The organism is Nocardia rhamnosiphila NBRC 108938, assembly GCF_000720425.1.
Lineage (GTDB): Bacteria > Actinomycetota > Actinomycetes > Mycobacteriales > Mycobacteriaceae > Nocardia > Nocardia rhamnosiphila.
The window spans coordinates 45,856-71,490 of sequence record NZ_JOAJ01000013.1 but is presented as its reverse complement, the minus strand read 5'-3'; the positions used below and the strand labels follow the sequence as shown (position 1 = coordinate 71,490).

Here is a 25,635-nt window from a genome sequence, read left to right as displayed (position 1 = left end):
TCAACGGCCCGGAATCGGGCGGGACAGTTCGTCACCGCTGACGCCGGGCGGTGGTCCGGCGGTGTTGTCGGGCACATTCGGCCGGGGCGCGTTGGCCGAACCACGTACCTGCAACGCCGGATCATCGGTCACACAGTAGTTGTACAAAGGCACCCGGGTATCGGCCATACGCTCGGTCGGGACCAGCGGAATCGTGTTGTATTCGCAGGTGGGACGCGGCCAGATATCCACCAGCGTATGGAAGATCCCGTCGTGCACCGGCACATTCAGCGCCGCGGTACCCGCCCGCAGCGCCGGGAACAGCGCCGCGATCGCCGGTTGCCGCAGTTTCGCGGCCCGGGTGATGGCCACGAAGTTGGTGACCAGGTTCGTGATCGGGTCCTGGGTCTCGGTGACGAAACCGCCCAGGGTGGCCAGCTGCCCGGGCGCGAGGTCCAGCAGTCGGCGCACTTCCTGGTCGGCCGCGGTGAGTTGCCGGAACAGCGCCCCGGCGGAACCGGTGAGGGTCCCGAGGTCGGGTTGGGCGTACTGCGTGGTGTCGGCGATCACGGTCAGGTTCTCGATGAGCTGCCGGGTCTGCGGCAGCAGACCCTCCAGACCCGCCATGGCGCGGCTGATGCCGGAGATCATATTGCGCAGCCGGTCCGGCCCGCCGGCCAGCGCCTTGTCCAGTTCGTCGACGATCACCGTGAGCCGCTCGGGATTGAGTCCGCTGATCATCGCGCTCATATTCGACAGCAGCGAATGCGTCGTCACCGGAATTCGCGTGCGCGCCACCTCGACCCGGTCACCGTCGCGTAGGTAGGGGCCGGTGTCGGCGTCGGGCCGGAAGTCCAGGTACTGCTCGCCCACCGCCGAGAGCCGCCCTACCACCACGGTGCCGCCCACCGGAATATCTATCGCGGAATCTATTTCGGCGACGGCCTCGATCCCGGTCTCCGAGACCCGGACATCGGCGACCCGCCCCACCCGGGAGCCACGGAAATTGACATCGTTGTCCGTGAGCAACCCGCCGGACCCGGTCAGTTCCACCGTCACCCGGTAGGTGCTGTTGGGCAGCAGATTGATCCGCAGCACCTCGGCGCCCAGATACCCGCACCCCACGACCAGCACCACCACCAGGCCGAGGTTCGCCACGCCGACCCGATGCCGGACCAGCCAGTTCCAGAGCGGAATGTTCATCGCGGACCCTCCTGCGGCGCCGGGCCGGGCTGCGGCGGACCGGTCAGCCGGCCCTGGATCTTCTGCAGCACCTGGGTGAGGCTGCCGATGAAGGCCGGCACATCCGATCCGTCCGGCAGCCGGCTGCCCGCCGGATCGGTCAGCGCGCCGACGCTCAGGTAGGAGACCCGCGCCGCGACGGCCAGGGTCGGGCCCTCGAAGGACTGTTCCAGGGACGGGTACAGCGTGTGCAGGCCGTCCAGGGTCTGCCGCAGGTTGTCGCCCATCGCCGTGAAACCACCCATGAGCCGCCGGATGCTGTCGAACAGGCTGATGAATTCCGGGCTGGTGGTATCGCTGAAATCACCCAGCGCCGACATGGTCACCGAGATCTTCTGGATCAGCGAGGTGATATCCCGGTTGTTCTCCGCCACCAGCCCCAGCAGATCGGGGAAGGTGTCCGCGGCCAGGCCCAGTTCCTGTTTGCGCGCGGCGAGTGCGCCGGTGAGCACAGTGACCCCGTGCAGCACACTGTCGATATCGGCGGTCCGGGTGTTCAGTGCGTTCAGCACCTGCGTCATCTCGGTGATCAGATGGCCCAGTTGCGGGGCGCGGCCGGCGAACATCGAATCCATTTCGGCGGTGATCCGCGCCGCCTGGTTCAACCCGCCACCGTTGAGCAGCAGCGATACCGACATCATGAGTTCTTCCACCGAGGCGCCGGCGCCGGTGTGATCGGTATCGATCACATCGCCTTCGCCCAGCAGGACCGCGCCGGGTTCCTCCCGGGGCAGGGTCATGGCGACGAAGATATCGCCGAGCGGAGTCCCCTGCCGCAATTCCGCGGTGGTCCCGCGCGGTAATCGGATGTCCTCGCGGATGAGCATGTCCACATCGGCGACGAAATCGGTGGTGGAGATATCGGTGACCACCCCGATATCGGTGCCGCCGATCTTCACATGGGCGCGGTCGGGCAGGTTGAGCGCGTCGGCGAACCGCACGCGCAGGGTGTATCCCGGCCCGCCGATACCCGGTTCCGGCATCGGCACGTTCTGCACCGTCAGCACACCACACCCCGGTACCGCCAGTACCGCCGCCGTCAGCAGAACCGCCAGCCTTGCGTGCATCCTCTTCATTGCGTCATCCCCAGCAGCGCGGCGGTGATTCCGAAATCCGGTCCGAAATCCTGGATCCGGCCGGTGCGGCAGCCGTCGGAACGCATCTGCACCCGTTCACAGAAGGTGGACAGCACCTCGTTGTCGAGCAGTGCCTTGTCCAGCAGCGCGTGCACCCGGAACGCCTGGTGTTCGTGACTCACGCCGTTGGCGAGGTTCTCGAAGAACAGCGGGCCCACGTCCACCAGTTCGGTCAGGCCACGGGCATTGGCCCGCATCTGCGCGGTGATGGTGACGAATCGTTGCAGCGCCCCGGCGAGCTGGTCGCGGTTCTCCCCGACCAGCGTCGAGGTGTTGTTCACGAAATCGTTCAACTGGACGAGAACCGCGTGCAGGCCCGGCGACTGCTCCCCCATCAGCTGTAGCAGTTCGGTGAGCCGGGCACTGAAATCGCGCACGGTCTGATCGTTCTGAGCGACGACCTGGGTGATCTCGTTCAGCTTGATGATGGTGTTGGCGATCTGGTCCTTGTTGGCGAAGGTCACCTCGAAGGCGGCCGACAGGTCGTCGAGGGTTTCGCGCAACCGGTCGCCGTTACCCTCGAGCAGCGGGAACAGCACCCGGCTGGCCAGCGGCCCGGCCTCGCTGTCACCTTTGAGCGCGGCGCCGAGCTGGTCGAAATTGTCCAGGATGCGGTCCAGTTCCACCGGGACCCGAGTGCGTTCCAGCGGAATATGTGCCCCGTCCACCAATTTCGGGCCGGTACCGCTGTAGGCGGGGGCGAGTTCGACATGCCGGTTGGTGATCAGCTGCGGCGAGATGAGCGCGGCCATGGCGTCGGCGGGTACGTCGACGTTCTTGTCCAGGGCCATGGTGACCTCGACGTAGCTGCCGCGCGGTGTCACGGTCTCGACCCGGCCCACCGGCACCCCGAGCACCGCCACCTCGTTCCCGGCGTACAGGCCGGCCACATTCTCGAAATCGGCGCTGATCCGGACGTGTTCGCCCAGGTACTGATCCGGCAGTCCCGCGATACTGTCGGGCAGGACCGAGCAGCCCGCCGCGCACAGTCCGGCGATACCGGCCGCGAGCACCCGCGCGAGTATGCGTAGGTTCACTTTCCACACCCCTGTACGACCTGTGCGAAGCACAGCCAGTTGTCCGGCAGGAACCAGGGCGCCCACACATCGGCGTAGGGCCCGTTGCCGATCACATTGTTGAACTGCCGCAGCGAGACCGGCAGGATCTCGTAGAGCCGGTCCAGGTTGTCCCGGTTCTTCTCCAGGCCCTGGGTCATCGTGTTCAGGTTCTGGATCAGCGGGCCGAGCTGCCCGTTGTTCTCCAGGCCCATATCGCGCAGCAGCCCCGACAGCGCGGCGACATTGTCCAGCAACCGGCGCAGCAGGTCCTGGCGCATGGCGACCGCGTTACCGATCGCCTCACCGCGAGTGAGCAGCATCAGCACGCTGTTCTGGTTGTCGGCGACCAGCTGCGAGACCTGGTCCATGCTCTGCAGCAGGGTGTCCACCTCGTCGCGCCGGGCATTGATCACCTTCGCCAGCGCGCCGATCGAATCCAGCGCAGTCACCGCGAGCTCCGGGGAATCACCCATCTGCTGGGAGAAGACGTCCAGCGCCTGCCGCAGTTTGTCCGGATCGATGCGCTCGATCCGCTCGAACGACGAGGTGTACTTCGGATCCTGGATGACCTTGGCCAGGTTGTACGGGACCGAGGTGTTGGCCAGCGGGATCCGGCCGTCCGCCGATTCCTCTGCCGAACCGGGCACCAGTTCGATGTGCATGCGGCCGAGAATGGTCGACATCTTGATCGCGGCACGCGCGTCGGTGGCCACCCGGATATCGCGGCCGATCTTCATCACGACCTCGACCTTGTCGCCGGCCAGGCGTACCGAACGCACCTCGCCGACCTCGATCCCGGAGACGTCCACCGTCGCGCCCGCGCGCATCCCGGCCGCCTGCGCGAATTCCGCGGTCACGGTCTTGTCGCCGAGCCGCAGCTGGGAGAGCACACTCGAACCGACGACCAGCGCGGCCACCGCGGCGGCGGCGAGCAGCCCCTGCCACAGGAACCGGTTCTTCGCGAAGGACGGACGACGCAACCGGGCCATCAGCGGCACACCTCCGTCTGCGAATCGCCACCGATCTGAGAGAACAGTCCCGGCGGCAGCAGCACACCCCACAGGGAGACGTCCAGATTGCAGATATAGGCGTTGCCGTAGGCGCCGTAGCCGGTGAATCGGGCCAGGCCGTTCAGTACGTTCGGCAGTTCGACCGCGGCCTGATCCAGGGCGGCGCCGTTGAACAGCAGCAGTTCCACCGCGGTGGTGGCCTGGTCCTGGGCGGAGGCGATATCGGGTTTGACCGAGCCGATCAGCGCCGTGAGCGAATCGGTGGAGTACGCCACCTGATCCACCGAACTCTTCAGCGTCTCGCCTTCGGCGTACAGCGCGTCCATCAGGCCTCTCGTCTGGGTGATCAGTGTCTCCAACTCCTGGCTACGATTGGCCAGCCCGGCGATCACACTGCTGAGGTTGGTGATCACCGCGCCGAGGATCTCGTCGCGCTGCCCGAAGGTTTCCGCCAGTTCCGCCGCCTGGGTGATCAGGGCGCTCAACGAGACGCCGTCACCCTGGAGAGCTTGGATCAGGGTGTCCGACAGCGAATTGACCTGGTCGGGCTGGAGCACGCTGAACAGCGGTTCGAACCCGGACAGCAGCGCCGACACATCGAAGGACGGTTCGGTGCGCTCGACGGGGATATGTGAACCGGCCGGTACCTCGGTGCCCCGATCCTGGCCCGGCAGCAGCGCGATATAGCGCTGGCCGATCAGGTTCTGGTACCGCACCAGTGCTTTCGTGGTATCGGTGAGCCGCTGCCGGGCCTCGATACGCAGGACCAGGCGGGCCTTGTAGTCGTCCTCGAATTCGATCGAATCGACCCGGCCCACCCGCACCCCGGCCATGCGCACATCGTCGCCGACCCGCACTCCCATCACATCGGTGAAGGTGGCCGAATAGGTCTCGGTTTCGCCGGGCACCGACCGCTGCAATGTCGACCAGATGGTGAAGGTCAGCACGATCGCGACCACGGCGAAGATACTGAAACCGGCAATTGTCCGCGCCAGGCGCATCAGGCCTCCCCGTCGGAGTAGACATCGATCGTGCCGCCCGCGAGTATCGGCGTGAGCAACAGCAGTTCGGCCGCGGTGGGTTGTCTGCCGAGCAGCGCGGCGACGGCGGCGTGACCGCGCAACTGCGCGATCGGCGCTCCCGCCGGCACCGCGGGAGGAGCCGGTTGGCCGGGCACCGCCGGTTGATCGGGCACCGCCGGTTGACCGGGCACTGCCGGTGCCGCCTCGGGCGCCGGGGCGGTGGGAAACAGCGGCGTGGTGATCCCCGGGATGACGGGCAGACCGGGCAGCGCCGGAAGCCCGGGCAGCAGTGGCACGGCCGGAGTCTGCGCCGGTGCCGGTATCCCCGGGATCTGCGGCTGTGGTTTCGGTCCCGCCCCCTCGACCCAGCCGGGCAGCAGCGTCGGCGGATACTCCTGCGGCGGCGCGACCTGCGGCACCGAGGGACCGCCACAGCGCGGGCCGGCCATTTCGCCGTAGCGCGGGCAATCCTTCGCCGTGTACTGCTGGAACGGGGTGAACGATACGTCCAGGCTCCAGCGCATCTGCCGCTGCGCGCCCCAGCCGAAAGCACCCGAGAGCTTCCCCAGAGCCTCGTTGAGGTTGGCCACCGCGGTCGGGATCGCCTCCGGGTCCTGCGCCAGCGACCCGAAGAGTCCATCGAGGCCGGGTACCAGATCCTTGGCCGCGTCGGGATTGCGGGCGAACAGCTCGTTCACCGAATCCACCGCGCCACTGGCATTGGCGAGCATGGTGATCAGGTTTTCCCGGCGTTCGGTGAGGGTGCGAGCGGTGGTCACCGATTCCGAGAGCACACCGACGAGTTCGGGCGCCGACCGGCTCAGTGCGGTGGTGGCCCGGCCCAGGTCACCGAGCAGATCGCCGACCCCTTCGATATGCCGGACCTCGGTGACCCATTTGTCCAGCCGCTCGATCGTCGATCCGGGCGCCCGGGCGCCGGGGTCCAGCGCTTCGGAGAAGGTCGCCAGGACCCGGCCGAGCTTCTCCGGCTGGATATTGTCCAGCACGTTCCGCAGCACGGTGAGCGTCGTCTGCAACTGCACCGTTCCGTCGCTGGTGTCCTCGGGGATCTCCGCGCCCGCGGCCAGCCGGCCGGGCGCGGCGCCGTTGTCCACGAGTTCGATTCCGGTGACGCCGAACAGGTTGTTCGGGATCACCCGGGCGGTCACGGTATCGGGAATGGTCGGCGCGATCCGGGGGTCGAGATCGATCCGGACCTGCTGCCGCTGCCCGGCGGCCACCACGTCCACGTCGGTCACCGCACCCACCACCATGCCCCGGAACTTCACGTCCGCACGCTCGGGCAACCCGTCGCCGGTACTGGTGAGCACCGCGTCGACCGGCACCCGGTCCTCGAAGCGACCGGTGTAGCGCAGGCCGAGCAGGCCCAGCAGCACCGCCACCAGCGTGATCATCGCCAGACCGGCCACCGTCATATGCCACGGGCGCGGCCCGCGGCCGCTGTGATCGATGAACATCGCCGGCTACCCCGAAATCCGGAATCCGGGGTCGATACCCCAGATGGCCAAGGTCAGGAACAGATTCGCGAACACCATCACGACGATCACCATCTTGATCGCCTGCCCGGCCGCCACCCCCACACCTTCGGGGCCGCCGGTGGCGAAGAATCCGTAGTAACACTGGATATAGGTCGCCAGCAGCACGAACACCACGACCTTGAGCAGGGAGAAGAAAAGGTCCGGGCCCAGGAGGAACTGGAAGAAGTAGTGGTCGTAGGTACCCGCCGAGGTGCCGCCCAGCAGCAGCACCGACAGTTTCGTGGCCAGATACGCGACCGCCAGTCCCACGCTGTACAGCGGGATGATGGTGACGGTGGCCGCGATCATCCGGGTGCTCACCAGATACGGCAGCGGCCGGATGGCGATGGATTCCAGCGCGTCGATCTCCTCGGCGATCCGCATGGACCCCAGTTGCGCGGTGAATCGGCAGCCGGCCTGGATCGCGAACGCGAGAGTCGCAAGAATCGGCGCTAACTCCCGGGTGGTCGCGAAGCCGGAAATGGCCCCGGTGAGCGGGCCCATGGTCAGCAGGTTCAGCGCGCTGAAGGCCTCCATGCCCACGGTGATCCCGCCGAAACCGCACAGGATGATCACCACACCGACCGTCCCGCCACCCACGACGAGCGAACCGTTGCCCCATCCCACGTCGGCGGTCAGCCGCAGCACTTCCTTGCGATAGTGCTTCAGCACGAACGGGATCGCGACCAGCGCCTGGACGAAGGTGATGCCCTGGTGACCGAGACGGCGGTTGGCGGCGATGGGCACCGCCGCCGCGGAGGTCACCATCCGGACCGGTTTGAGCGCCGGTGGCGTGTACGGAGTGCCCACCTCAGATCACCTTCGTCGGGAAGACGGTGTTGTACACCTGCGTAATGATGATGTTGGTGGCGAACAGCATGAGCGCCGAGGAGACGACCGCCGAGTTCACCGCGTCGGCCACGCCCCCGGGCCCGCCCTTGGCGTGCAATCCGATATCGCAGGCGATGATCGCGGTCAGCACCCCGAAGATCGCCGATTTCACCAGCGCCACCGCCATATCGTTGGCGACGGCGAACGAGGCGAACGAGCCGATGAACGAGCCCGGTGTCCCGGATTGCGCGTAGACGTTGAACATATAGGCGGTCGCGAAACCGACGAACACGATGAACCCGCACAGCAGCATGCTCACCACCACGGCCGCCACCAGCCGTGGCGCCACGAGTCTGCGAACGGGGTTCACCCCCATCACCATCATGGCGTCGATCTCCTCCCGGATGGTCCGGGAGCCGAGATCGGCGCAGATGGCCGAACCCACCGCGCCGGCGATCATGAGCGAGGTGACCAGCGGCGCGCCCTGGCGGATGATGCCCAGGCCGGCCACGGCGCCGATGAAGGTGGTGGCGCCGACCTGGTTCACCAGCGCGCCGATCTGGATCGAGACCACCACCGCGATGGGCATGGCCACGAAGATGGTGGGCGCGGCGGACACATTGGCCATGAACGCGCACTGTTTGGCGAACTCCTCGAACGGGAAACGCCGCGCGAGGACCGCTTTCACGGTTTCCACCACGGCTTCCCGGCCCAGGGTCACCTGCCGACCCAGGGTTTCCAGGGAACGCTGCGGATGCCGCCGCCACAGCCCTTTGAGATCGTCGACCGCCTGCTCGAGGTCGGTACGGTGCGCCGGCTTCTCCGGTCCGGTCGTCACCATGGCAGACCGGCTGTCTCGAGGTCACCGGTCAGGTACTGCTGGAACAGCACGAAACCGGCGCCCACCGCCGCGATTCCGGCCGCGAGGACACACAGCAGAGCCAGCCAGAGGCCGAAACGCAGGATCGGGTTGACCTTCATCCGCCCACCGAGGATCTTGACGATGATCACCAGGATGTCGATGAGCCATACCAGCGCCATCATCAGGTCATCGTCACGTTCGCGAAGGTGAGCACAGGCCAGCACACGATGGAACCGAGGAACGAGATGATCACGTCCAGACCGTGCATCTCACGCAGATGCGATGTGTGCGTGAGCGTCCAGACGATCCCGATGAGCCCGTAGGGAATGCCGAGGATGATCAGGGTCCCGAGAAACTCGGACACCTTCATCTCGTAGCTGAACAGTCGATCCAGCCGCTTGAGCATAGTGCGTTCCTTCCTTGACCGGCCGTTGACGCACCCTCCCCGCGGGGGAACGTCTGAGACGGTCGGGTCGGAGCGGTATGTTACGCAGCATTCCTGTGTTGACGGAAGCTTTTGAAGAAGATTCCTGGTCCGGGAACACCGCTCGAGACCTGTTCTCGGTGCGTTTCACAATGCGCCCATTGAGACATAAGTTAGCGACTGTTCATTGATACCCACTGACTGTCGGTAGAATCTGGAGTAACTTAGACCACACCGGATCCCTGTGGAAGGACACGCATGACCGCCGCCGCACACTCCTGGCAAACCGACGCCGCGCCCGATTCGCGGCCCGCCGATCGGCCGCGGCCGACCACCGAGCAGACGCGCATCCGGATCGGCACCACCCATCGCCCGTTCACCAAACGCCCCCTGAAACTGACCGACGCTCTGGACTTCTGGCAGTTCGCGGGCGCCGCGGCGAACGTCATCATGCAGATGGCCCGGCCCGGGGTCGGCTACGGCGTCGCCGAGAGCAAGGTGGAATCGGGTTCACTCATGAAGCGGCCGTGGAAACGTGCCCGCACCACCACCCAGTACCTGGCCGTGGCCATCCTCGGTGACGAAGAGGAGAAGAAGGCCTTCCGGGAAGCGGTGAACGGCGCCCACCGCCAGGTGCGCTCCGAACCCGGTGCCCCGGTCAAGTACAACGCCTTCGATCGCGATCTCCAGCTGTGGGTGGCGGCCTGTCTCTACATCGGCTTCGAGGACACCTACCAGCTGCTCGCCGGCCGGATGAGCCCCGAACAGAACGAGGCGTTCTACCGGTCCTCGTCCTCCCTGGGCACAACGCTGCAGGTCACCGAGGATATGTGGCCGGCCACCCGGGCCGAGTTCGACGAATACTGGAACACCGCGTGCGAACAGGCGGTGCTCGACGATTTCGTCCGCTCCTACCTCGAGGACCTGCTGAACCTGCGGATGATCCACTGGTACCTGCGCATTCCGTTCCGCGGCCTGCTCAGGTTCCTCACCATCGGTTTCCTGAGCCCCTGGTTCCGTGGGCAGATGCGGGTCGAATGGTCCGATGCCGATCAGCGCCGGTTCGAAAATCTCTTCCTCTTCGTCGGTTTCGTGAACCGATTCATCCCCCGCTTCCTGCGGCACGGCGGCAGCCACGCCCTGATGGCCGATGTGCGGCGCCGCATCAAGGGGCAGAAGAACCTCATCTGACCCCGGAGAGTCGTACCGCGGGTGGCCGCGTAGCCACGGTCACCGTGCCCATGCCGCGCCTCCGCCGGCCTCGTTCAGGACGCGTGCTCGTCGACGCCGCCGGGCCCGGCGCGGTGTCCGGTGGCTCTCCGCCGCCACCCGCCCACGAGATGCAGGCGAGTCGCTCGGGTCGATTCGCACGGCGGCGTTGGACAATCGCAGGGGCCGGGCCGCGGCATCCGTCGGAGACGGAAGGGATGGCGCCCGGCGCTCGAGGCACGAATCGCGGTTCCGGACTCGGACGATTTCGCGCGAGCGCGCGGCGCGCAGGAGGTGATCGCGGCGTGGGTGAGCGAGGAACGCCGCTCGGGCGGCGCGAATTCCTCCGCGCCACCGGCGGGGTCGGCGCGACGCTGGCGGTTTCGGCGCTGGGTGGGTGCAGCGACGACGACGCACTGACGTTCTTCTTCCAGGCCAACCCCGCCGAAGCCGACGGACGGCAGCGGGTGATCGACGAGTTCACTCGCCGAAACCCGGATATTCGAGTGCGCACCCTGCTGTCCGGCCCCGACCCGATGCAGCAGATGTTGACCTTCTGTGCGGGCGGCAGATGTCCCGACGTGTTGATGGCGTGGGAACAAACCTATGCCGGTCTCGCCGACCGGGGCGTGCTGCTGGATCTGAATACCCTGCTCGACCGCGATCCGGCCTTCGCCGCCGACCTGTCGGCAGGCGGCACCTCGGCGCTGTACGACACCTTCACTTTCGAAGGCGGGCAGTACGCGCTCCCGGAACAGTGGTCGGGAAACTTCCTGTTCTGCAACAGGGCACTGTTCGACCAGGCCGGACTGCGGCCGCCCGGCCGGTGGGAAGGCGCGTGGAGCTTCGCCGAGTTCCTGGATATCGGCCGCGCGCTCACCGAGCGTGATCGGTCCGGCGAGGTCCGGCAGTGGGGGTTCGTCGATACCTGGGTGCCGTACTATTCGGCCGGTCTCTTCGCCGTCAACAACGGCGCCGAATGGGCGAGCCCGCGCACCGCACCCGACCGTTCGGACTTCTCCACGGCCGCTTTCATCGAAGGCGTCCAGTTCTATGCGGACCTGGCCAACAGGTATCGGGTGGCGCCGAGTCCGGCGGATCAGCAGTCGATCTCGGCTATGGACCTGTTCACGCAGGGCAGAGCCGCGCTGGCGATGGGCGGGCACTGGCGGTACCGCACCTTCGCCGAGGCCGGCGACCTGGATTTCGATATCACCGCCCTGCCGGCCGGCCCGGCGAGCCGCGGTGCGCGCTCGAATATCGGCACCACGGGTCTGGCCATAGCCGCCGACAGCCCGCGAAAAGAGCAGGCCTGGAAGTTCCTGAAATTCGCGGCCGGGCCGGTCGGCCAGGCGGTTGTCGCGGAGACCGGCCTTTTCGTGCCGGCCCTCGGCTCCGCCGTGCGATCCCCCGGGTTCGCCGCGGCGCACAGCGATATCCGCAACCTGGACATCCTCGTCGACGGACCGGCGCATTCCGCTCCCCTGCCGGTCACGGCGGAATGGCCGCGCATCGACGCGCTGATGGGCCGGTACATCGGCCCCGTGCTCCGCGGCGCCGCTCCGGCGACCTCGCTGGCGGACCATCTCGCTCCGGCAGCCGACGAGGTGCTGCGCAACCGATGACCACCACCGACGAGATCGCGACCGGGAAACCGGCGGCACCGGTTGCCGCCACCGGACGCCGCTCGGAGTCGGCGAAGCGGCAGGCACGGGCGGCACGACTGTTCATCGCCCCGAACCTCCTGGCGGTCGCGGTATTCCTGGTCTTCCCGCTGGGCTTCTCGCTCTATCTGAGCTTCCACGAGTGGGATATGTTCGGGCCGATCCAGTTCACCGGGCTGCGGAACTTCCGCGAGCTGCTCACCACGGATCCGCTGTTCGCCATCGCGTTGCGGAACACGCTCGTCTACACCCTCGGGACGCTGATTCCCACCGTGTCGATAAGCCTGGTCGTCGCCGCGACCCTGAACCGCGGAGTCAGGGGGACCGGCTTCTTCCGGACGGTCATGTTCCTGCCCCTGGCGATATCGAGCGTGGTGATGGCGGTGATCTGGCGTTTCGTCTTCGATACGAACAACGGGCTGCTCAATACGATGCTCGGCGGGGTCGGCCTCGGTCCCATTCCCTGGCTGGTCGAACCCCGGTGGGCGATGGTCTCGGTATGCCTGGTCAGCGTGTGGAAGAGCATCCCGTTCGCCACCGTGGTGCTGCTCGCCGCGATGCAGGGCGTCCCGCAGGACCTCTACGAAGCGGCGAAGATCGACGGAGCGGGCGCGGTCCGGCGATTCGTATCGATCACCGTGCCCCTGATCCGGGGGGCGCTGTCCTTCGTCCTCGTCGTCTCGGTCATCGGCTCGGTGCAGGCCTTCGACCAGATCTACGTGCTCACCGGCGGCAACGGCGGCCCGGAAACCGGCACCTACGTCTTCGGCATCATGATCTTCCAGAACGCCTTCGCGTTCGGTGACGCCGGTTACGCGTCGGCCATCGCCTGGTTGATCTTCCTGGCCCTGTTGGCACCGACCATCGCGCAATTGTGGTTCACCCGCAAGAATTCGACGGAGCGATGAAAGTGGTACCCGGCTGGAAGACCCGCGCCTTCGTCCGGGCCGCCGCGCTCTACCTCGCGCTCATCGCGATGGCGTGGTGCGCGCTGCTCCCCATCCTGTGGGCGTTGGCGGGCTCGGTGAAGAAACAGTCCGAAGTCACCACGCCGACCCTGCTCCCGCGTGAACCACAGTGGTCCAACTACCGCACCGTTTTCCAGGAGATGCCGTTCGGCCGGATGTTCCTCAACACCGTCCTCTACGCCGGATGCGTCACCGCCGGCCAGGTCTTCTTCTGCTCCTTGGCCGGATACGCGTTCGCCCGGCTGCGCTTCCCCGGCCGCGACGCCCTGTTCGTGGCCTATCTGGCCACGCTCATGGTCCCGCTCACCGTGACCGTGGTGCCCCAGTTCCTGCTCATGCGGGTGCTGGGTTTGACCGATACCCCCTGGGCGTTGATCCTGCCCGGACTGTTCGGCAGTGCGTTCGGCACCTATCTGATGCGGCAGTTCTTCCGTACCCTCCCCGTGGAACTCGAAGAGGCCGCAGTCCTCGACGGCTGCTCCCCGTGGCAGATCTACCGGCGGGTTCTGCTGCCCAATGCCAAACCGGCGGTGATGGTTCTCGCCGTACTCACCTGGGTCAACGTCTGGAACGATTTCCTGTGGCCGCTGGTGATGATCCAACGCCGGGAGATCTCCACCGTCACCCTCGGCCTGGTGTGGATGCAGGGGCAATACGTCTCGGACTGGCCGGTGCTGATGGCCGCGTCCATGCTGATCCTGCTACCGCTGGTCATCGTCTATGCCGTCGCGCAGAAGGCATTCCTCCGCGGTATCGGCATGTCGGGTTTCGGTGGACGGTGACGAACCGGGCCGCATCGTCACCGCGTTACCGGCCGATTCCGCCCGGTAGCCGGTGCCGTGATCACCACGGTCGTGTAGTTCATGACGAAGCTGCCACCGGCATCGTCGACCGCGGACCCGATACCGGCGAGCAGTCGCTCGAGCGTGTCCGGCGAGAACTGGCTGTGACCGCCGAAGGTCGGTACCTGCTCGAGCCATTCGTCCCTGGTGAAGCGGCGAGTCCAGGCGAACTCCCACTGTTCGGGCGTTTCGAATGCGCCTGCTCGACGCATCCCGTCGCCGACCTCGGTGAACTGGCCGGCGTACGTGGTGGGACCCCCGAACGGCCCGCGGGCGAACGGCGAGCCGGGCAGGAGTCGCTGGTAGACGGCGCCGAAGGCCTGCGCGAGATCGGCCGGGGGCGCGAACGCGTTCCAGAAGACGGCCAGCCGGCCGCCCGGCCGCAGGACCTGCGCCGCCTTGGTGGCTCCGCGGACAGGGTCCACCCAGTGCCAGGACTGCCCGGAGACCACCGCGTCGAAGTCCCGGCCCGCCGGATCCCAATCCTCGAACTTCGCCACCTCGACGTCGAATCCCTGCCGGGCCGCGAATTCGGCCATCCGCGGGTCGACCTCGACGCCGAGCACGCGACATCCGGCCGCGGCGAAGGGCTGCGCCGAAATCCCGGTGCCGATTCCGACATCGAGGACATCGCGACCAGGAGCCTCCGCGATGACCCGGGCCACCATCGCGGCGGGGTAGCGCGGCCGGGTCCGGTCATATCGTTCGGGGTCGTCGCCGAAGGACTGGGCCAGCCCACGTGCGTGGTGGGATTTGCCCAGCGGGGACGACGACGGCTCGGGCGGTAAAGTGACCATGCGCCCACTATGAGTGGGCGCATGCCCACTTGTCAATCGCGCAGCGCGAACGACGGAAAGACGGTGTCCCGATGCCGACCGGTGTGGCGTTGCGTGATGCGCGCGAACAACTCTTCGCCGCCGCCCGGCGTGTCCTGCTCGCCGGCGGCCCCCATGGATTGACCAGCCGGGCGGTGACCACCGAGGCCGGAGTCGCCAAAGGCGTGATCCACCGGCATTTCACCGACTTCGACGCCTTCCTGGCCGAGTTCGTCCTCGACCGGATCGCGGCGCTCGACCGGCAGGCCGCGACGCTACGCGACACCGCCGGGCGCGGCCCCGTCGCCGCGAATCTCACCACTGCCCTGACCGAGCTGTTCGACCCGGTCGCGGTAGCGATCGTCGCGCTCATCGTTTCCCGCGACGATTTACGAGTCCGCCTGCGCGCGGCCGGTGCCGCCCCCATACCCGTCCTGGGCGAAGGCACCGCGATGATCGCCGACTACCTCACCACCGAACGAGACCTGGGACGCATCTCCGCGGACGCCGATGTCACCACCCTCGCCCCCACGCTCACCGGCGCGGCACACCTGCTGTTCGCCGATCGCGAGCACGCACCCACCGCGGCCGCCGTCCACAGGTCGGTAGCGGCCGTACTCACCGGCGTCCTGCCACAACCCCACGCCTGAACACGCCCGCGAAGGCCACCACGCCCCCGAAACGGTCGACGGACCGCCGGCCTGCGGTGGCTATAATCTATGTAGAGACCATCTATGTAGATCTTCTCTACATAGATGGTCCCGGAGAGGTGGCGCGGGTGTCCGGATTCGTCGGTAGACAGAACGAGCTCGCGACGCTCGATATCCGGTTGCGCCGTGTCACCGAATCGGCTGCCGGTTCAGCGGTCGCCATCCGGGGCCGACGCCAGGTCGGCAAATCCCGGCTGGTCCAGGAATTCTGTGACCGCGCAGGGTTGCCGTACGTCTATTTCATGGCCACCAAGGGCGCCGCACCGACCGAATCCTTGGCTGCCTTCCTTCTCGAATTGCGAGAATCGTCGCTGGTCGCCGACCCCGCAGTCGTTCCCGAGCTGGCGGGCTCATGGGCCGATGCGTTCCGGATCCTGGCAGGGTTGCTGCCGTCGAGCCCGGCGGTGGTGGTGATCGACGAGTTGCCCTGGCTGGCCGAGCAGGACGCGAGCTTCGACGGCGTGCTCCAGACCGCCTGGGATCGACTATTGTCCCGCCGCCCGGTGCTCCTGCTGCTCCTGGGCAGCGATCTGCACATGATGGAACGCCTCACCGCCTATGACCGGCCGTTTTTCGGGCGCGCCGACAACCTCACCCTGGGGCCGCTCGATCCGGCCGAAATCGCCGCCGCCACCGGACTGGACGCGGCGGACGCTCTGGACGCCCACCTCATCACCGGGGGGCTGCCCGGAATTCTGCGCAGCTGGCCGCACGGTACCGCCCCCCTCGACTTCCTGGAACAAGAATCCGCGGACCCGGCAGCGCCACTGTTCAGCGTGCCCGAATCCGCGCTTCTGGCCGAATTCCCGTCCCCCGATCAAACACGTCGCGTACTCGAAGCGGTCGGCGGTGGCGACCGCACCCATGCGAATATCGCCGCCACCGCGGGTGGCCGCGCCGGAGCGATCGCATCCGGAAGTCTGTCACCGATTCTGCGGCGCCTCACCGATGACAAACGGGTCCTGGCCATCGACGAGCCACTGTCCACCCGCCCCGGCAAGCCGGCGCTGTACCGGGTCGCCGACAGCAACCTCCGGTTGTATCTGGCGATTCTGCGGTCCGCGCAGGAGCTTTCGCGCCGTGGGCGGTACCAGAGCGCGTTCCGGCTGATCCAACGACGCTGGTCGACCTGGCGCGGCCGGGCAGTCGAACCCTTGATCCGGGAATCGCTGGAACTCGCCGCACTCTCCGGTGCTCTTCCCTGGCCGGAGGTGGAAACCGTTGGTGGCTGGTGGAACCGGCGTTTCGATCCCGAAATCGATCTGGTCGGCGCGGACCGCGGGCCCATCGCCCGGAACGTGTACTTCGCGGGATCTGTCAAATGGCTGGACACCCCGTTCGACGACCACGATATGGCCGCCCTGCACAAATCGATGGCGCAGATGCCGGACTACGAGCCCGGAAAAACCGGCCTGGTCATCGCGACTCGGTCCGGAACGGCCCGGTGCAATGCCGACCTCGTCTGGGAACCGGACGACATATTGTCCGCTTGGAGCAGTTGACCGGTCCCGGGTTGATCGGAATCGACAATTGTGGGTCGCGGGGAGTTCGCTGAGTCTTCCGCACCGGCGCCGTACCTTCCCCGGTGTTCGGCGCCGGGTGCGGATTCTCGGGTGGCCGGATCACGTTGCCGCAGCGGGCCACCCGAGGGACCAGAGTACAAGCTCGCGGTCCGATTCCCGGGAGATCGGCCCGGGGTGTCGAAATTGGAGACGCAATATTGCACGGTGCCGCTTGATATTTCGACGGGCCGACCCCGGTGAGCTGTATCCCCGACCGATACAGCTCACCTACCACACCGGTTGGCCCGGCGCAGGCAGTTGGGGTACACCGATAGCGGTCGGCTATACCTCGGTGGCGGCGATTCGCTCCCGGGTGCCGGGCAGTGTCCGGATCTCCGCACAGGGGCCGATCCTGATCACCGACCGGCGAATCGCACCGGTGGAAAGTACCGCACCGGCCACGGCCGCGCCAGTGGGAGATTCGGGCCCTCGCGGGCCGCCGGGCAGCCCGGCCGAGCGAGTTCGCCACCGATTAGCGCACCATCGACTGCTCCATGGTCCGAAAGGCGCTGCGGGAGCGTATAGGCAGGTGGTCGATGGGCCGGGGGATTCAGCGCAGCTCGGCGGTGGCCCGTTCCGCCAGCAACACCACGGTCGCCTGCGGACCTCGGCTCAGCGGTACCGGCACCACAGAGAGATCCACCACCGACAGCCCGTCCACCCCGTGCACCCGGAATCGCTCGTCGACCACCGCCCGCGGATCGTCGGCGCGTCCCATCCGGCAGGTACCCGCGAGATGCTGTGAGGTACCGAGGCGGTCGTACAGCCACCGATCCGAAACCGGGCCGGCGGACCCCACCGGTTCGGCCGCCATGACCCCGAAGAGCTGCCCGGTGAGTTCCACCGCGTTGCGCAACCGGGTCCGGTCGATTCCGGTCCCGAGGTAGCCGTGCTCGATCCGCGGCGCGGCCAGCGGATCGGCCGCGCTCAGCGCGATGCTGCCCGAACTGGTGGGCCGCATCAGGGTCACACCCATCCGGTACACCCCCGGTGTGAACGCGACCGTGTAGGGACGGATCTCGATATCGTCGAACTCCAGGACATATTCCAGCGGGACGGACCGGCCCGCGGGCGCCGGATGCCGGTAATCGATCCCGATTTCGGGATGATCGGTGAGCCATCGCCCGACAGGTGCGTCGACGACCACCGGGATACCCAGCGCCGTCGACTCGGCGGCCGGCCCGATACCGGAACGCAGCAGCAGCGCCGCCGATTCGATCGCGCCCGCGCACAGCACCACCCGGTCGGCCGGGATCGTCTCCGGTTCACCGCTGTGGAGGCAGTCGGCGCCGACCACCCGGCCGGCGCGGAAACGCAGCCGCGTCACCAGGGTTTCCCCCTGCACCGTCAGATTGGGACGCGACAGCGCCGGCAGCAGATAGGAATGCGCGGGCCCTATCCGATGACGCCGCCCGGAGCCGTCGGGCGGCCCGACCGTGCACGGCACCGGGCCGACACCCGATTCGGGGCCGCCGGGCAGCGCGTTCCAGTCCGCCACCTCACCGAATCCGAGTTCCCGGCAGGCCGCGCCGAACTCCTCGACCAGCGGGGTGGGCGTGCGTGTCCGGCGTACCGGGACCGGCCCCGCCCGGCCGTGGCCGGGGTGATCCCCGTAGTCGTGATCGTTCTCCAGCGCACGGAAATAGGGCAGCACCGACTCGAAGTCCCACGAGCGGGTGCCCACCTCCCCGCTCCACGCCGCGAAATCCCGTGCCGCGGCCCGGATGAAATAGGACCCGTTCACCGACCCCGAACCGCCGATACCGCGGCCGCGCACGATGGTTCCCGGCCGGTCCGGCGTCAGGGCTACGGAATACCGCCACAGCCAGGCCGCCTGATCACCGAGCGGCAGATCGGCACTGTCGGCGAGCTCCGGGGGGAAGTCGTCGGCCGAAGCCCAGTGACTACCCGCCTCCACCACCCGCACGGTATGTCCCGGATCCTCGCTGAGCCGGGCGGCCAGTACACATCCGGCGGTCCCGGCGCCGATGATCAGCGTGTGCGCCATGCGGGGTGACCTGCTCGGACTACTGGGGCGGGGCGGTCGGTTTGAGGGCGGCGGGGCTGCCCGCCCGGAGCGCGCCCAGCCACAGGCCGGTGCCGTAACCGATATCGTCGACCCGCCGGAACGCGATATAGCGCAGCGGATCCAGTCCGCCCGGCTCGCGATGGGTGTACCAGTCGACGGCGCCCTCGGCCACCGCCAGCGACAATGCGATCTGTCTGATCCGGCGGGAGAACAGCATGGCGGCCAGGGTTATCGGCCAGTAGTGCCGGCACATGGCCGAGGCGATCCGCCACAGACCGGCGAAGAACCCGCGTGCCACGTAGATCGCCGCGACGCCGGTCGGGTTGTCTACGCCGGCGAACGCGCGCCGCAACCGGCGCAGCGGCAGCAGCAGCGTGAGTCCCGCGCCCAGCACACCCCAGCGAGTCCGGGTCGCCAGCAGCATAGCCGCCGCCGCGGTCCATTTCGGTACCTGTAGCGGCGACACCATTCCCGCGTGCCGGTCGCTGAGGGGGGCGGCGCCGGTGCCGTAGAACATCTTGCGGCGGAACCAGTCCCGGAACGACACCCGGTGGTCGTGGGCCACATGTGCGGCCGGTTCGTAGCGGGCCCGCCAGCCCGAGCGTTCGAGGCGCCAGCACAGGTCCACATCCTCGGCGACCTGCATGGTCTCGTCGAAACCGCCCTCGGCCTCCAGCACCGAGCGGCGCACCAGCAGCGCCGCGCTGGGCACATAGGACACCACTCCGCGCGATTGCACCGCCGATTCGCGGCGGCCCAGGTCCAGCGAGGAGCGGGCGTGCTCGTAGCGCGCCAGCGTATTGGTCTCCGGATCCAGCGCCACGATCCGCGGCGCGACCAGGGCGACCTGGGGGTCGCTGAAATGCCCGAGCATCACTTCGAGCCAGCCGCTGCGCGGTACCACGTCCGAGTCGAGGAAGGCCACGAACTGGGTCGTCGCCGCCCGCAGGCCGGTGTTACGGGCCGCGGCCGGACCGCGGCGCCGTTCGTGCCGCAGCACTTTCACCCGGCACCGGCCGGTGTGCTCATCGGCGATCCGTACCTCGTCGTCGGAACCGTCGTCGACCACGATCACCGTATGCCCGCGCAGCGCGGCCAGCAGCCGGTCCAGTCCGCCGGGATTGTTGTGCAGCGGGACGATGATCGTCACGTCCTCCGGCGACGGCAGCAGCCGCGGCCGGGGATTGGCCACCCCGGAATCCAGTAGCCGTCTGGCAACCACTGCCGATTGCGGACTGTTCACCTCGAGATAGCCGTCGCCGATCATTTCGGCGGCCTCGGGAGCCAGGCGCAGCAACCGGGCAGGTGAACCTCCGATAAGGATTCGACCCCCCGAGTATGCGCGTACCCGTGGGTCGATCCGCACCCCGAATCCGTCGGGCAGGCGATCATTGCGCATTCCACGGATGGTAACTGCCGATTCGATACAAGACATCAGCAGTCCGGGAAAAAGTGTTTCGAGCCGGAGAAATTCCCGGAATCACCGGGAGTTCGGGCATGAAATAGATCACCACCGTAGTAGCACGGGTATGAAAAGCCACCCGGAGCAACGGTCTGGCTATCGTCGCTCCGGGTGGCTCCCCGGAAGGTGCTCACACGAGCGGACTCTCATCGCACGCGCGTTCCGGACGCCGCGCCGGCGGCAACAGCGTCAGCGGAACCGGACCCCCGGAGCGCGAACGGCGCGGGGCACTCTTACGCGAATGGTCCACCGCCGGACGCGGGATCACCCGCCCGGTGGCGGCCAGTGCCGCTTCCCCGTAGCCCTGCACGCATTCCGGATCCGGGCCGTCGGCGGGCAGTCCGGTGAAGAACTTCGCCGCCATACACCCGCCACGGCAGGAGTCGTAGTGCGCGCAGGACGCGCAGGCTCCGCCGCCGCTGGGTTCCCGCAGTTCCTCGAACAGCGCCGATTCCCGCCACACCGTGGCGAAACCGCCGTCGGTGACCACGTTTCCGGCATGGAATTTCTCGTGGATGGCGAACGGGCAGGCGTAGACGTCACCCAGCGGATCGACCAGGCACACCACCCGGCCGGCCCCGCACAGGTTCAGTCCCGGCAGCGCCTGACCGTAGGCGGAGAGGTGGAAGAACGAATCTCCGGTGAGCACCCCGTCGCCGTTGCGGACCAGCCAGTCGTAGAGCGTGCGCTGCTGTTCGGGAAGCGGATGCAGTTCGTCCCAGACGTCCGCGCCGCGACCCGACGGCCGGAGCCGGGTGAGCCGCAGGGTGGCGCCGTAGCGGTCCGCGATCTCCTTGAACTGGTCGAGTTGGTCGATATTGTGCCGGGTCGCCACCACGGATAATTTCGCGTCCCGGAATCCGGCGTTCGCGAGATTCTCCAGCGCCCGGATCGCCGTGGCGTAGCTACCCGCCCCACGGACCGCGTCGTTCACCTCGGCATCGGCACCGTCCAGCGAGATCTGGACGTCGACATAATCGCTGGCGGCGAGCCGCTGTGCGACCTCCGGGGTAATCCGTACCCCGTTCGTGGAGAACTTCACCCCGACCTGATGCGAGGTCGCGTAATCGACCAGTTCCCAGAAATCCGGACGCACGGTGGGTTCACCCCCGCCGATGTTCACGTAGAACACCTGCATCCGCTGGAATTCGTCGATCAGCGCCTTGCACTGTTCGGTGCTGAGTTCACCGGGATCGCGTCTGCCCGACGAGGACAGACAGTGCACGCACGAGAGATTGCACGCGTAGGTGAGTTCCCAGGTGAGGCAAATCGGAGCCGCCAGGCCCGATTCGAAACGGTCGACCAGCCGAACCGCCGGATCGGCCGGTCCCACCCCGGTGAAGGGTGCGGGCTCGCTGAGCGCCGCCGTTTCCGGCGCGCGCTCGATCATCTGCGAATCGGCCAGCTCGGTCAGCGCCCGCAGGTAGGGGGCGGCGGCCGCGTCCTCGATCCCGGCGGCCCGGACGGCCGCCCGGGCCGAGGCGTGCCCGGGCAGGGAACGCACGATCTCGACGATCCGCGGATTCTTCAGGAACGACAGTTTGCGGGTCCCGAAGTGGTAGAGCAGCGCACCGAAGGGTTCCGGCCGCAGCGCCACCCGGGGATGCAACTGCCAGCGGTTTTCCAGATCGAGCATGGTTGGCTCCCGCCGATCAGTAGACGCCGCACATACCGTCGATGGACACCTCTTCGATCAGCGATTCCTCGATCACGGGCGCAGTGCCGGCCGCCTCGGTCTCGACGGTTGCGATCGGGCCGCGGTGATCGGTTTCGGCCGGTCCGAAGGAGCGGTTGTCCGCCATGGCTACCTCCACAGATTGGTGCCTGCGCCGGCTCGATGCCGTGGTGACCCGCCCGCCGCGGCGCCGCTGGGGTACCGCCGGTGGGCCCCGGCACAGTGCCGGCGCCGCGGTCGCCCGGTGCGACCACGGTCACACCATAACGTCATCCACTGACAAAATGGAACAGTTTTCGGGTAATGTCCACGCTCACGCCGAAACGCGACCTTTAGACTGCGGGGGCAGAGCAGCTGAACAGAACGTGACGAGCGGATGCCGCTCGACGTGTAGAGGTGGCAATGGGAGTCGTGCGAATGCAGACGAGCGGGGGTGGGGGCGGTAACGGCAGCACCCTCTCGGAGACCGAGATCGTCGAAGCGGCACTTCGGGTGGTACGCGCCGATGGGGTGGAGAAGTTGTCCATGCGGCGACTCTCCCGGGAGCTCGGCGTCTCCCCCATGGCGCCGTACTACTACGTCGCCGACAAGCGCGAGCTACTGGACCTGGTGGCCAGCGCGGCGCTCGCCGGGGTGCGCAAACCGCCGCCCGACTCGGGTCCCTGGCAGGACCGCCTGGTCGATCTGCTCGCCCAGATCGACGAACGGCTGCGCCGGCACCCCGGGCTGGGCGATGTCCTCATCGAGCAGATGCTCGGGAAACAGCTCGACCTGATCGCCGGGATCATGGAAATCCTCTACGAGGCCGGGTTCGACGACCGCAATGTCCTGGCCGGTTACGCCACCATCCACACCTACCTGTTCGGCCGCCGCCGGGTGAATCCGCGCAACCTCGACACCCCGCCCGATGTGGTGATGCCGGAACGAGTGGCCCGCGCAATGGAATATCTGCCCGATCTGCGCGGCAAGTATTCCTACGATTTCGGCGTGGGCGTCCTGGTCTCCGGCCTGGAGGGTCAGCTCGTCCGCCAACAATCCGCCGGCATAGGCTAAAATTGGAACACGTTCTAGTTTTGCCGTAGGCTCGGAGCCACCGGCAACCAGTGTTTCGAGAGGACGAGATGACCACCGTCGAAGTGCCCCATGGCTCGCGATCCGTCGTATTGCGGGTCGCTCAGGTCATCGCGGAAACCACCGACGCGAGCTCGCTGGTCTTCGAGGTCCCCGAGCAGGCGCGGGAGAAGTTCGCGTACCAGCCCGGCCAGTTCCTCACCCTGCGTATCCCCAGCGACCGCACCGGATCGGTGGCGCGCTGCTATTCGCTGGCGAGTTCGCCCTTCACCGACGACCTACCCAAGGTCACGGTGAAACGCACCAGCGACGGGTACGGCTCCAACTGGCTCTGCGACAACATCAAGCCGGGTGACCAACTCGAGGTGTTGCCGCCGTCCGGGGTGTTCACTCCGAAGGACCTCGACGAGGATCTGCTGCTGTGCGCGGCGGGCAGCGGTATCACCCCGGTGATGTCCATTCTCAAATCCGCGCTGGCGCGCGGCAGCGGCAAGATCGTGCTGTTCTACGCCAACCGCGACGCCGAATCGGTGATCTTCGCCTCCGAACTGCGCGAACTGGCCGAGAAGAACCCGCAGCGGCTGGTGGTGGTGCACTGGCTGGAGACCCTGCAGGGCCTGCCGACCGTGACCGCGCTGTCCGAACTGCTGCGGCCCTACACCGAGTACGCGGCCTTCATGTGCGGTCCGCGGCCCTTCATGGACGGGGTGCACGACGCTCTCACCCAGCTCGGGGTACCGCGCAACCGCACCCACGCCGAAATCTTCAACTCACTCGCCGGTGACCCGTTCGCCGAAACCGCCCCGGCCGAGATCTCCGAGGAGGAGGCCGCGGACGCGGCGACCGTGGAGGTCGAGCTCGACGGTGAGACGCACAACCTGAGCTGGCCGCGGAAACAGACCCTGGTCGACATCATGCTGGACAAGGGCCTCGATGTGCCCTACTCCTGCCAGGAGGGCGAGTGCGGGTCCTGCGCCTGCACGGTGCTCGAGGGCAAGGTCGAGATGGAGAACGCCGAGATACTGGATCCCGAGGACATCGAGAACGGGTACATCCTGGGCTGCCAGGCCCGCCCGGTCACCGACCACCTGCGTATCCAGTTCTGAGCGCCGCCCGCTCGAGCGGCCACCGGCGCGATCAGGGCGGCTCGACCAGCAGGATCCGGTCCCGCTCGTCGACGAACAGACCCCCGACCCCTCCGGTTCCGCGGCGACTCAGCGATGAGCGCATCCCGCTCGGATCCCACACCACCGAGACTGTCCGCAAAGCACCCTCGACTGCGGTGGCAACGAACACTGTCTCCGTTACCGACGACGGGACCTCAGAGTTCGCCGGGGGCTGTGCTGATCGCGTCCGTCAAATGCGGTGCAGAGAACTCGGAGGCCGGCCGAGCCTCGTCCGAGCTTCAGCCCGGGACCTGCCGCACACGGTGTGATCCGCACCGGCCGAGAGGGCTTCGCCGGCGGAGCTTCCGGACATGTCCGTCCCAGGTGAGCTGCGGCGATACCGAGTCCGACTCGTTCGCGGGGACGCTGAGTATTGGTCTCCTCCGCTGAAGTTGTGATGTGCTGTGGCAGTGCAGTTCCCGTCTCGACGGCGGAACTGTAGGCCTGGGGACCCGTGCCGCTCTCGGGACCGGCCCGGTCGGCTGACGCGGTCGCGGGGTCGGTGTTGTGGCGACTGTCTCGGTGCTGACCCTGTACCTCCGGCTGCCCTCCGGTGGGCAACGAAAACATTCCAACGGATCGAAGAGATGAGATTTCGCATGAGAAGGATGACAGTGGTCGCCGCGCAAGCCGTCGTTGCCGCAGCCGTGGTTCCGGGTTTCGCCACGGCCCTCGGTGCCGGGTCCGCCCACGCCGCGCCGCAGGATTGTGTGGTCACACGAGACCTGACCGGCGCGACGGCGACATGCCACGACGACGGCCCCGCTGGGCGGGAGTACACGCTGATCGTCGAGTGCTTCGGTCTGCACGGCGTGCCCAACGCCTTTCCACTCATGGCAATCGGCCCGTACCAGGGATCGTGGAGTGGTTCCTTCGGCCCATCCGGACATGGCGCGGCCTCATGCTTGGGGACGATGAGTATCGGGACCGCTACGAACGCCTACGTCACGGTCTACCGGGACTGAACCTCTGCCCCGCGGCGTCGAGCGCGACAGCACGAACTATCCGAAATTCTCGACTCGCACAGCCGCTGCACCAGCAGCCGGCCTGAGGTGGAACCCCGAACAAGGAGGCACTGTGCCCCGAACCGAACTACTCGCCGCCATCACGGCCACCATCGCGATATCTGTCTCAGCGTGTGGCGGTGAAGGCGAAGCCGAACCCGAGACAGCAGCGCCGGGCACCGTTGCGGCCACCGCATCCGCCACGGAGCCCATCGATGGGGGAACCGAGCCCGTTGCCTCACCGGCGCCCGACCCCTCGGCTGCACCCGCACCGCCGGCCGCATCTGCGGCGCCCGACCCCTCGGCTGCACCCGCACCGCCGGCCGCGCCTCCGGCGCCCGACCCCTCCGCTGCAC

The 25,635-nt window shown here is 67.4% G+C and carries 25 protein-coding genes; 9 read left to right on the top strand and 16 right to left on the bottom strand.

Going from position 1 to position 25,635, the window contains the following annotated elements; genetic code table 11:
* The 10 genes from IG75_RS0133115 to IG75_RS0133070 are packed head-to-tail and all read right to left on the bottom strand — an operon-like array spanning position 1 to position 9,084.
* The gene (locus IG75_RS0133115) at positions 1-1,182 is read right to left on the bottom strand and encodes an MCE family protein (RefSeq protein ID WP_030525288.1); all 1,182 of its coding nucleotides are present in this window, start codon (positions 1,180-1,182) and stop codon (positions 1-3) included.
* A complete protein-coding gene (locus IG75_RS0133110; protein ID WP_030525287.1) occupies positions 1,179-2,297 on the bottom strand; it encodes an MCE family protein in 1,119 nt (372 codons plus the stop codon). Before IG75_RS0133110 ends, IG75_RS0133115 begins: the two co-directional genes overlap by 4 nt.
* Positions 2,294-3,394: an MCE family protein gene (locus IG75_RS0133105; RefSeq protein ID WP_030525286.1), complete on the bottom strand. Its 1,101-nt coding sequence runs from the start codon at positions 3,392-3,394 to the stop codon at positions 2,294-2,296. Before IG75_RS0133105 ends, IG75_RS0133110 begins: the two co-directional genes overlap by 4 nt.
* The gene (locus IG75_RS0133100) at positions 3,391-4,404 is read right to left on the bottom strand and encodes an MCE family protein (protein ID WP_030525285.1); all 1,014 of its coding nucleotides are present in this window, start codon (positions 4,402-4,404) and stop codon (positions 3,391-3,393) included. Before IG75_RS0133100 ends, IG75_RS0133105 begins: the two co-directional genes overlap by 4 nt.
* Positions 4,404-5,426, bottom strand: a complete 1,023-nt coding sequence (locus IG75_RS0133095; protein WP_030525284.1) for an MCE family protein — start codon at positions 5,424-5,426, stop codon at positions 4,404-4,406. Before IG75_RS0133095 ends, IG75_RS0133100 begins: the two co-directional genes overlap by 1 nt.
* The gene (locus tag IG75_RS0133090; protein ID WP_030525283.1) at positions 5,426-6,925 is read right to left on the bottom strand and encodes an MlaD family protein; all 1,500 of its coding nucleotides are present in this window, start codon (positions 6,923-6,925) and stop codon (positions 5,426-5,428) included. Before IG75_RS0133090 ends, IG75_RS0133095 begins: the two co-directional genes overlap by 1 nt.
* Before the next feature lie 6 nt (positions 6,926-6,931).
* Entirely contained in the window at positions 6,932-7,795 is an 864-nt protein-coding gene (locus tag IG75_RS0133085) for an ABC transporter permease (RefSeq protein WP_030525282.1), read from the bottom strand.
* Between the two features lies 1 nt (position 7,796).
* Complete coding sequence (locus IG75_RS0133080; protein ID WP_030525281.1) at positions 7,797-8,657, bottom strand: MlaE family ABC transporter permease; 861 nt, start codon at positions 8,655-8,657, stop codon at positions 7,797-7,799.
* Positions 8,651-8,860: a hypothetical protein gene (locus IG75_RS0133075; RefSeq protein WP_030525280.1), complete on the bottom strand. Its 210-nt coding sequence runs from the start codon at positions 8,858-8,860 to the stop codon at positions 8,651-8,653. Before IG75_RS0133075 ends, IG75_RS0133080 begins: the two co-directional genes overlap by 7 nt.
* Positions 8,860-9,084: a hypothetical protein gene (locus tag IG75_RS0133070; protein ID WP_030525279.1), complete on the bottom strand. Its 225-nt coding sequence runs from the start codon at positions 9,082-9,084 to the stop codon at positions 8,860-8,862. The genes IG75_RS0133075 and IG75_RS0133070 overlap by 1 nt, the downstream gene beginning before the upstream one ends.
* A gap of 276 nt (positions 9,085-9,360) precedes the next feature.
* On the opposite strand from IG75_RS0133070, the gene IG75_RS0133065 reads away from it, so the two are divergent.
* From IG75_RS0133065 to IG75_RS0133050, 4 genes are all read left to right on the top strand, one after another.
* The gene (locus IG75_RS0133065; protein ID WP_030525278.1) at positions 9,361-10,293 is read left to right on the top strand and encodes an oxygenase MpaB family protein; all 933 of its coding nucleotides are present in this window, start codon (positions 9,361-9,363) and stop codon (positions 10,291-10,293) included.
* Between the two features lie 323 nt (positions 10,294-10,616).
* Positions 10,617-11,936, top strand: coding sequence for an ABC transporter substrate-binding protein (locus IG75_RS0133060; RefSeq protein WP_030525277.1), 1,320 nt, complete (start codon positions 10,617-10,619; stop codon positions 11,934-11,936).
* On the top strand, positions 11,933-12,883 hold the full coding sequence (locus tag IG75_RS0133055) for a carbohydrate ABC transporter permease (RefSeq protein WP_051715437.1): 951 nt from the start codon (positions 11,933-11,935) through the stop codon (positions 12,881-12,883). Before IG75_RS0133060 ends, IG75_RS0133055 begins: the two co-directional genes overlap by 4 nt.
* A complete protein-coding gene (locus tag IG75_RS0133050; protein ID WP_030525275.1) occupies positions 12,880-13,725 on the top strand; it encodes a carbohydrate ABC transporter permease in 846 nt (281 codons plus the stop codon). The genes IG75_RS0133055 and IG75_RS0133050 overlap by 4 nt, the downstream gene beginning before the upstream one ends.
* A 17-nt stretch (positions 13,726-13,742) precedes the next feature.
* On the opposite strand, the gene IG75_RS0133045 is transcribed toward IG75_RS0133050, so the two are convergent.
* Complete coding sequence (locus IG75_RS0133045) at positions 13,743-14,582, bottom strand: class I SAM-dependent methyltransferase (protein WP_030525274.1); 840 nt, start codon at positions 14,580-14,582, stop codon at positions 13,743-13,745.
* 71 nt (positions 14,583-14,653) lie between these two features.
* On the opposite strand from IG75_RS0133045, the gene IG75_RS0133040 reads away from it, so the two are divergent.
* Both IG75_RS0133040 and IG75_RS0133035 read left to right on the top strand, forming a co-directional pair.
* A complete protein-coding gene (locus tag IG75_RS0133040) occupies positions 14,654-15,250 on the top strand; it encodes a TetR/AcrR family transcriptional regulator (protein WP_030525273.1) in 597 nt (198 codons plus the stop codon).
* Between the two features lie 128 nt (positions 15,251-15,378).
* Positions 15,379-16,812 carry an AAA family ATPase gene (locus IG75_RS0133035; RefSeq protein WP_030525272.1) on the top strand — a complete coding sequence of 478 codons (1,434 nt, stop codon included), beginning with the start codon at positions 15,379-15,381 and terminating at the stop codon, positions 16,810-16,812.
* A gap of 610 nt (positions 16,813-17,422) precedes the next feature.
* On the opposite strand, the gene mftG is transcribed toward IG75_RS0133035, so the two are convergent.
* The 4 genes from mftG to mftA all read right to left on the bottom strand — a co-directional run bounded on the left by mftG (position 17,423) and on the right by mftA (position 22,114).
* A complete protein-coding gene (gene mftG / locus IG75_RS0133025; protein WP_030525271.1) occupies positions 17,423-18,880 on the bottom strand; it encodes a mycofactocin dehydrogenase MftG in 1,458 nt (485 codons plus the stop codon).
* 19 nt (positions 18,881-18,899) lie between these two features.
* Positions 18,900-20,300 (bottom strand): mycofactocin biosynthesis glycosyltransferase MftF, encoded by a 1,401-nt coding sequence (gene mftF, locus IG75_RS0133020; protein WP_030525270.1) that lies wholly within the window; start codon positions 20,298-20,300, stop codon positions 18,900-18,902.
* A 193-nt stretch (positions 20,301-20,493) separates the two neighbouring features.
* A complete protein-coding gene (gene mftC / locus IG75_RS0133015) occupies positions 20,494-21,999 on the bottom strand; it encodes a mycofactocin radical SAM maturase (RefSeq protein WP_081877314.1) in 1,506 nt (501 codons plus the stop codon).
* A gap of 16 nt (positions 22,000-22,015) precedes the next feature.
* Entirely contained in the window at positions 22,016-22,114 is a 99-nt protein-coding gene (gene mftA / locus IG75_RS37925) for a mycofactocin precursor MftA (protein WP_307689240.1), read from the bottom strand.
* Between the two features lie 326 nt (positions 22,115-22,440).
* Between mftA and mftR2 the strand changes: the two genes are divergently transcribed.
* A complete protein-coding gene (mftR2, locus tag IG75_RS0133005; RefSeq protein WP_245713420.1) occupies positions 22,441-23,091 on the top strand; it encodes a mycofactocin system transcriptional regulator MftR2 in 651 nt (216 codons plus the stop codon).
* Positions 23,092-23,159: 68 nt separating this feature from the next.
* Complete coding sequence (locus IG75_RS0133000) at positions 23,160-24,215, top strand: ferredoxin--NADP reductase (protein WP_030525267.1); 1,056 nt, start codon at positions 23,160-23,162, stop codon at positions 24,213-24,215.
* 31 nt (positions 24,216-24,246) lie between these two features.
* Here IG75_RS0133000 and IG75_RS40680 read toward each other — a convergent pair whose 3' ends face one another.
* Positions 24,247-24,375 carry a hypothetical protein gene (locus tag IG75_RS40680; protein WP_281181659.1) on the bottom strand — a complete coding sequence of 43 codons (129 nt, stop codon included), beginning with the start codon at positions 24,373-24,375 and terminating at the stop codon, positions 24,247-24,249.
* A 499-nt stretch (positions 24,376-24,874) separates the two neighbouring features.
* Here IG75_RS40680 and IG75_RS37655 point away from each other — a divergent pair, with 499 nt between their 5' ends.
* The gene (locus tag IG75_RS37655; protein WP_030525266.1) at positions 24,875-25,240 is read left to right on the top strand and encodes a hypothetical protein; all 366 of its coding nucleotides are present in this window, start codon (positions 24,875-24,877) and stop codon (positions 25,238-25,240) included.
* The last annotated feature ends 395 nt before the right edge of the window (positions 25,241-25,635 follow it).

Coding starts and splice junctions, on each gene's coding strand:
- IG75_RS0133115 (WP_030525288.1), bottom strand. CDS start 1,182: ATGAACATTCCGCTCTGGAACTGGCTGGTCCGGCATCGGGTCGGCGTG.
- IG75_RS0133110 (WP_030525287.1), bottom strand. CDS start 2,297: ATGAAGAGGATGCACGCAAGGCTGGCGGTTCTGCTGACGGCGGCGGTA.
- IG75_RS0133100 (WP_030525285.1), bottom strand. CDS start 4,404: ATGGCCCGGTTGCGTCGTCCGTCCTTCGCGAAGAACCGGTTCCTGTGG.
- IG75_RS0133095 (WP_030525284.1), bottom strand. CDS start 5,426: ATGCGCCTGGCGCGGACAATTGCCGGTTTCAGTATCTTCGCCGTGGTC.
- IG75_RS0133090 (WP_030525283.1), bottom strand. CDS start 6,925: ATGTTCATCGATCACAGCGGCCGCGGGCCGCGCCCGTGGCATATGACG.
- IG75_RS0133080 (WP_030525281.1), bottom strand. CDS start 8,657: ATGGTGACGACCGGACCGGAGAAGCCGGCGCACCGTACCGACCTCGAG.
- IG75_RS0133075 (WP_030525280.1), bottom strand. CDS start 8,860: ATGATGGCGCTGGTATGGCTCATCGACATCCTGGTGATCATCGTCAAG.
- IG75_RS0133070 (WP_030525279.1), bottom strand. CDS start 9,084: ATGCTCAAGCGGCTGGATCGACTGTTCAGCTACGAGATGAAGGTGTCC.
- IG75_RS0133065 (WP_030525278.1), top strand. CDS start 9,361: ATGACCGCCGCCGCACACTCCTGGCAAACCGACGCCGCGCCCGATTCG.
- IG75_RS0133055 (WP_051715437.1), top strand. CDS start 11,933: ATGACCACCACCGACGAGATCGCGACCGGGAAACCGGCGGCACCGGTT.
- IG75_RS0133050 (WP_030525275.1), top strand. CDS start 12,880: ATGAAAGTGGTACCCGGCTGGAAGACCCGCGCCTTCGTCCGGGCCGCC.
- IG75_RS0133045 (WP_030525274.1), bottom strand. CDS start 14,582: ATGGTCACTTTACCGCCCGAGCCGTCGTCGTCCCCGCTGGGCAAATCC.
- IG75_RS0133040 (WP_030525273.1), top strand. CDS start 14,654: ATGCCGACCGGTGTGGCGTTGCGTGATGCGCGCGAACAACTCTTCGCC.
- mftG (WP_030525271.1), bottom strand. CDS start 18,880: ATGGCGCACACGCTGATCATCGGCGCCGGGACCGCCGGATGTGTACTG.
- mftF (WP_030525270.1), bottom strand. CDS start 20,300: ATGCGCAATGATCGCCTGCCCGACGGATTCGGGGTGCGGATCGACCCA.
- mftC (WP_081877314.1), bottom strand. CDS start 21,999: ATGCTCGATCTGGAAAACCGCTGGCAGTTGCATCCCCGGGTGGCGCTG.
- mftR2 (WP_245713420.1), top strand. CDS start 22,441: ATGGGAGTCGTGCGAATGCAGACGAGCGGGGGTGGGGGCGGTAACGGC.
- IG75_RS0133000 (WP_030525267.1), top strand. CDS start 23,160: ATGACCACCGTCGAAGTGCCCCATGGCTCGCGATCCGTCGTATTGCGG.
- IG75_RS37655 (WP_030525266.1), top strand. CDS start 24,875: ATGAGAAGGATGACAGTGGTCGCCGCGCAAGCCGTCGTTGCCGCAGCC.